Genomic DNA, 5808 nt, shown 5'->3' on the forward strand with positions numbered 1-5808 from the left:
CGTGCGCCCCAGCGTGGACGACAGCCTCTGTTTCGCCGTCGAGGCGGGCCGCCAGCGGCAGCAGGAACGCGTAGGACTTGCCGGAACCGGTCCGGCCTCGGCCGAGCACGTCCCGGCCGGTGAGGGAGTCCGGCAGCGTGGCCGCCTGGATGGGGGTGGGGGTGGTGATGCCCTGCGGGGCCAGCGCGGCGGCCAGGCCGGCGGGCAGGCCCAGCTCGGTGAAACCGCTGGCGGCGGCGTCCGAGGAGGAGGGCACGGTGGAGGTACCGCCGGTCACGGCGGCATGCTGAAGAGAAGTCACGAAGTTGAGATCCGTCCGGGTGGAAGAAAGACCCGGCCCTGGCACGGGCGGAGCGGCATGACAGGAGCCACTCATCGCGGTGCTGGCCGGCACCGGGGAGGAAGGCTCCAGCCCGGTTGGCTGTGACCAGTCTACGGCATCGCCGCCCGGCGGCCGTCTTCACCCACGTCAGCGGGCCGAAAGGCCGAACCCCCGGCGCGGGGGGAGCGGCCGGGGGTTCGGGGGACGGGAGCGCCCTGGGTGAGGGGTCCCGGGTGAGACGGTGTCTGGGATCAGGCGGAGACGCGCGCGTTGGCGTCCACGTGGGCGACCAGCGCGTCGACGAAGCCCTGCAGGACCGGCAGGAGGGTCTCGTCCTGGATCTCACCGGAGTCGGCGATGGCACCCTCGCGGGCCTGGATGAAGGACTCCGGCTGACCCATGGTCTTCATGTCCAGGTGGGCCAGGATGTTGCGCAGGTGCTGCTGGGCCATCGCGGTCCCGGTGCCACCGGGGGAGGTGCCGATGACGGCGGCGGGCACGCCGCCCCACACGGCCTGGCCCCACGGCCGGGCGCCCCACTCGATGGCGTTCTTCAGCGCGGCCGGGATGGAGCGGGAGTACTCCGGGGTGACGAACAGGATGGCGTCGGCACCGGAGACGGTCTCCTTGAAGTCCAGGGCCGCGGCCGGGTAGTCGGCGTCGAAGTCCCAGCTGTACAACGGAAGGTCGCCGATGCCGATCTCGAAGAACTCCACGCCCTCCGGGGCCAGGGTGCTCAGGGCCCTGGCCAGGCGGCGGTTGATGGAGTTCTGGGCCAGGGAGCCGACGATGTAGCCGATGCGCATGGGATGTCCTTCCAGACGGTCGAGGCGATGGATCGCGTCGTTGAAATTTCAACGACTCGATCATGTCAACCAGCCCTCACGCCGGACTATTCCGGCCGCGTCCCCGTCGCGGTGGTGATGTCCCTCACAGCGCCGTATCCGGTGGCGGCACCCGTGTCCACGCCGGATCCGGAGGCGTTGCCCGCCAGGAAGTCCTCGTCCAGCAGCTCGGCAGCCGAGAGCACCCGGGGCGTGGCCTCGACCGGCTTCAGCGGCGCCAACCCCTCGCCCAGGGTGGGGTCCAGGTCACCGATGCGGCGGGCGGAGGGCAGCACCCGGGACTCCAGCGTGCCGACCATCGCGTTGTACTTCTCCACCGCGGAGCGCAGCGAGCCGCCGAGCTTGGACACGTGCCCGCCCAGGGTGCCGAGGCGCTGGTACAGCTGCCGGGAGGCCTCGAACAGGGACCGGGCGTTCTCGGTCAGGGTCTCCTGCCGCCAGGCGTAGGCCACGGACTTCAGCGCCGCGAGCAGGGACACCGGTGCCACCAGGGCGACGTTGCGCGAGAACGCATGGTCCAGCAGCGCCGGATCGGCCTCGAGGGCGGAGGCCAGGAAGGACTCCGCGGGCAGGAAGCACACCACCAGTTCGGGGGAGTGCTCCAGTCCCTGCCAGTACTCCTTGGCGGACAGGGCGTCCACGTGGGCCCGCACGGCCCGGGCGTGGGACCGCTGCAGGTCCCGGCGCCGTCCGGCGGCCTCCGCCGACGGGTCACCGGCCAGCTCCTCGGCCTCCAGGACCGCGGCGAGCGGGGCCTTGGCGTCGATGGCCAGTGACTTGCCCCCGGGCAGCCGCACGACCAGGTCCGGGCGGAGCACCTGGTCCTCGTCCCCGCGCAGCACCTGCTGCTCGGCGAAGTCGGTGTGGGCCAGCATGCCGGCGGCCTCCACCACCCGGCGCAGCTGGACCTCGCCCCAGTGCCCGCGGGCCGACGTCGACTTCAGGGTGGCCACCAGAGACCTGGTGTTCACCAGCAGGGCCGTGTCCGTCTCGGCGGCGGTCTTGAGCTGCTCGGAGAGCTGGCCGTACTGTTCCACGCGGTCCCGCTCCAGCATGCCGACCTGCCGCTGCAGGATCTCCAGCCGCTGGCCGACCGGGGCCAGGGCCGTGAGGACCCTCGACTCGACCTCGGCCCGGTCCCGGTCCGCCGTGCGCTCGGCGGTGAGCACCCGGCTCTCGGCCTCCGCCGCGGCGAGCGCCGCCTGGACCTCGGCGAGCTCTCCGCGCAGGTGCTGGGACTCCTCCCGGTACGCCTGTGCCCCGTCCCGTCCCTGGCGGGTCGCGAACCAGGCGCCGAGCACGGCGCCCACCACCAGCCCGGCCACCACGCAGACGAGCGCCACCACCAACACCACAGAAGTCTCCATGTCCCCACCGTGCCAGAGGCGGTGGACAGGTTAGGTGAGCATCGCCGTCGTGACGGCGTACCGGGGCCCGCCCGGCGGGCGGTCCGCCCGGGCGCCTCAGGCCCCCAGCAACTGGACGGCGCCGCGCGCCAGCGTGCCGGCGGCCCCCAGGACGACGACGCCCACGGCGAGCCGGCGGGCGCCGGTCGTGGAGAAGCGGCGCGACAGCACACCGCCCAGCAGCACGCCGACGGGCACGGCGGCCATGACGGCGAGCATGAGGGGCCAGGAGGACAGGTCCGCGTCCGGGGCGGACCCGAGCAGGACCTTGACGATGATGGAGACCAGCCCGAGGGTCAGGAAGATCGGCTGCAGCGTCGCGGCGAACCCGCGGTGGCCCCACGACGTCACCCGGGCGTACGCCAGGAACGCCGGCGAGGCGACGCCGACGGCGGTGTTGAGGAAGCCGCCCAGGATGCCCGCGGCCAGTCCGGCCGGACGTTCCGGGACCTCGGGCAGCCGGGGGAGCAGGGTCGTGCCGCCCACCGAGACGAGCAGGACCGCCCCGATGATCAGCTCCAGCCAGCCCGGCCCCGCCGCGCGGACCAGCACCGCCGCGGGCAGCGCGCCCAGGACGACGACGGGGGCGATGCGGGCGTACCGCCTCCAGTCGACGTCGGAACGGACGGCGACGGTCATCAGCGCCGCCGAGACGACCGCGGTGGCGTTGGTGAGCAACACGCCCTGGGCCGGCCCGATGAGCAGGACCAGCGCCGGGGAGACGACGAGCCCCACGCCCATCCCGCTCGTGCGCTGCAGCACGCAGCCCAGCAGGACGGCGGCGACGGCGAGCGCGATCCCGGACTCCATCGGCACGCGTCCACCCGTCCCCCCGGAGCGTCCGGGCGCCCTCGTCCGACCCCCGCCGCGCCGTTGCCGGGCGCCGGGCGGGCCATCGGTATGGCCCGGATCACACGTTAGTGTGTCCGGACAGCACACCGGGACGAGGAGAGGGCATCGCACCATGTCGAACATGACGGGGCAGCAGGACGGCCGGGCCGGGCAGGCTCCTGCCGGGGACGACGACGGCCGGGAGATCGACCAGAAGTCACCGGGTGAGCGGGCGCCGGCGGAGGCGCGGAGCCTGAACCTGCGGCGGTGGATCGGCCTCGCGGCGGGCCTGGTGCTGGCCGGGATCGTCTTCCTCGCCCTCCCGCAGGATCTGGCCTACAACGCACGCCTCACCGCGGCCGTCGCCGTCCTGATGGCCGTGTGGTGGATGACCGAGGCGATCCCGATCCCGGCCACCGCCCTGGTCCCGCTCATCGCCTTCCCCACCCTGGGGCAGGACATCGGCGTCGACGACGTGGGCGCGTCCTACGGGAACAACATCATCTTCCTGTTCATGGGCGGGTTCATCATCGCCCTGGCCATGCAGCGGTGGAACCTGCACCGCCGCATCGCACTGGTGACCGTCCGGGCGATGGGCACCAAGCCCGGCGGCGTGGTGGCCGGGTTCATGATCGCCACGGGCTTCCTGTCCATGTGGGTGTCCAACACCGCCACGGCCGTGATGATGATCCCCATCGGGGTCTCCGTCCTGACCCTGGTGGTGGCGAAGGACTCCTCCAACCCGGTGGAGGAGGGCTCGGACCCGGGGTCCGCGGAGGTCAAGGACGCCGTGATCGCCTCGAACTTCGGCACCGCCCTGATGCTCGGGATCGCCTACGCGGCCTCCGTGGGGTCCCTCGGGACGCTGATCGGCACGCCGCCCAACGCGCTGCTGGCCGGCTACATGGCCCAGGCCCACGGGGTGGAGATCGGCTTCGGGCAGTGGATGCTCGTGGGTGTCCCGCTGTCCCTGGTGATGATGGTGATCGTCTGGTTCCTGCTGACGCGCGTGCTGTTCAAGGCAGAGATCACCGAGATCCCGGGCGGCCGGGAACTGATCACGGACGAGCTGTCCAAGCTGGGCCGCATGTCCTCCGGGGAGATCCGTGTCCTGGTGGTCTTCGTCCTGGCGGCGGCGTCCTGGATCATCGTCCCGCTGGCCTTCGAGGGGCTCATCAGCGACGCGGGCATCGCCCTGCTCGCCGCACTGCTGCTGTTCCTGCTGCCGGCCGGGGCCGCCCGGGGCGTGCGGCTCCTGGACTGGGAGTCCGCGGTCAGGCTGCCGTGGGGCGTGCTGCTGCTGTTCGGCGGTGGCCTGGCCCTCTCGGCGCAGTTCAGCGCCTCCGGCCTGGCCGACTGGATCGGCGAGCAGGTCTCCGGCCTCGGCGGACTGCCGGTGTGGCTGCTGGTGACCGTGATGGCCGTGGCCATCCTGTTCCTGACGGAGATCACCTCGAACACCGCCACCGCCGCCACGTTCCTGCCGGTGGCCGGAGGCGTCGCCGTCGGCGTGGGCGTCGACCCGCTGCTGCTGTGCATCCCCGTGGCGCTGGCCGCCACGTGCGCCTTCATGCTGCCGGTGGCCACCCCGCCCAACGCCATCGCCTTCGGCTCCGGGTACGTCACGATCGGGCAGATGATCAAGGGCGGCCTGTACCTGAACCTCGTGGGCGTCGTCCTGATCACCCTGACCACGCTCACCCTCGGGGTGTGGGCCTTCGGGCTGGTGTTCTGACGGCCCCGGGGCCCGTGTGAGGACGGCCCCGGGGCCCGGACTCAGGCGCGCAGGACGTTCTCCCCGTTGGCGTACAGCTGCGGGGCGCCGATCGGCTCCGCCTGTCCCGGCTCGGCGCCCTCGGCGACCCCGGCGGCCGCGGGGGAGTAGAGCTGGATGACGGTGGCCGAGCGGTCCTCCTCGTCGTCGAAGGCCTCCAGCACGAAGGCGTCGTGCGGTTCGCCGTTGACCTCGAGGCGGGCGTCGAACACGGACACGGCCAGGTGCGGGCGCGGGCTCAGCTGGGCGATCTGCTCGCGCATCTGCGCCTCGTCCGCCCCGGGCAGCCGCCACATGCCCTTCTGCTCCTCGTCCACGTAGCCGAGCAGGAACGGCGCCACGTCGGCGCCCTCGGAGGCGAACTCCAGGGCCTGCTCGATCGCCAGGAACACGAGGGGCGAGATGCGCTCGGAGGGCGGTTGCGGCTGGCCCTCGGGCAGGGCGGTGCCGGCGGGCACCAGGCCTGGATTCGCCGTCGTGCCCGGAGCCTCCTGCTGGCCCTGCGGGGCCGCGGCCCCGGGGATGGCGGCGGGGTCGGTGGACGGGGACGGGGTCTGCTCTGGCTGCTCAGTCACGTCCTCGACGCTATCGGTGTCCGGAGGCGAAGGACAACCACCCCCGGGCGGCCCC

The 5808-nt window shown here is 72.8% G+C and carries 6 protein-coding genes; 1 reads left to right on the forward strand and 5 read right to left on the reverse strand.

What is annotated here, in order from left to right; genetic code table 11:
* The 4 genes from Q0283_RS00005 to Q0283_RS00020 all read right to left on the reverse strand — a co-directional run.
* The coding region (locus Q0283_RS00005; protein WP_298041843.1) for a DEAD/DEAH box helicase at window positions 1-256 on the reverse strand (256 nt) is incomplete at its 3' end.
* Window positions 257-573: 317 nt separating this feature from the next.
* On the reverse strand, window positions 574-1128 hold the full coding sequence (locus tag Q0283_RS00010; protein ID WP_183527268.1) for an NADPH-dependent FMN reductase: 555 nt from the start codon (window positions 1126-1128) through the stop codon (window positions 574-576).
* 86 nt (window positions 1129-1214) lie between these two features.
* Window positions 1215-2534: a DNA recombination protein RmuC gene (locus Q0283_RS00015; RefSeq protein ID WP_298041840.1), complete on the reverse strand. Its 1320-nt coding sequence runs from the start codon at window positions 2532-2534 to the stop codon at window positions 1215-1217.
* A gap of 96 nt (window positions 2535-2630) precedes the next feature.
* On the reverse strand, window positions 2631-3383 hold the full coding sequence (locus tag Q0283_RS00020; protein WP_298041844.1) for a sulfite exporter TauE/SafE family protein: 753 nt from the start codon (window positions 3381-3383) through the stop codon (window positions 2631-2633).
* 163 nt (window positions 3384-3546) lie between these two features.
* On the opposite strand from Q0283_RS00020, the gene Q0283_RS00025 reads away from it, so the two are divergent.
* Window positions 3547-5139: a DASS family sodium-coupled anion symporter gene (locus Q0283_RS00025; RefSeq protein ID WP_183527263.1), complete on the forward strand. Its 1593-nt coding sequence runs from the start codon at window positions 3547-3549 to the stop codon at window positions 5137-5139.
* Window positions 5140-5180: 41 nt separating this feature from the next.
* Here the strand turns inward: Q0283_RS00025 and Q0283_RS00030 are convergent, their stop codons facing one another.
* Entirely contained in the window at window positions 5181-5753 is a 573-nt protein-coding gene (locus Q0283_RS00030) for a hypothetical protein (RefSeq protein ID WP_183527256.1), read from the reverse strand.
* Window positions 5754-5808 lie beyond the last annotated feature (55 nt).

The organism is uncultured Citricoccus sp. (assembly GCF_937871995.1).
Lineage (GTDB): Bacteria > Actinomycetota > Actinomycetes > Actinomycetales > Micrococcaceae > Citricoccus.

Excerpts from the sequence above, each read along its gene's own strand:
- Q0283_RS00020 (WP_298041844.1), bottom strand. The coding sequence starts at position 3,383 with ATGGAGTCCGGGATCGCGCTCGCCGTCGCCGCCGTCCTGCTGGGCTGC.
- Q0283_RS00025 (WP_183527263.1), top strand. The coding sequence starts at position 3,547 with ATGACGGGGCAGCAGGACGGCCGGGCCGGGCAGGCTCCTGCCGGGGAC.
- Q0283_RS00010 (WP_183527268.1), bottom strand. The coding sequence starts at position 1,128 with ATGCGCATCGGCTACATCGTCGGCTCCCTGGCCCAGAACTCCATCAAC.
- Q0283_RS00015 (WP_298041840.1), bottom strand. The coding sequence starts at position 2,534 with ATGGAGACTTCTGTGGTGTTGGTGGTGGCGCTCGTCTGCGTGGTGGCC.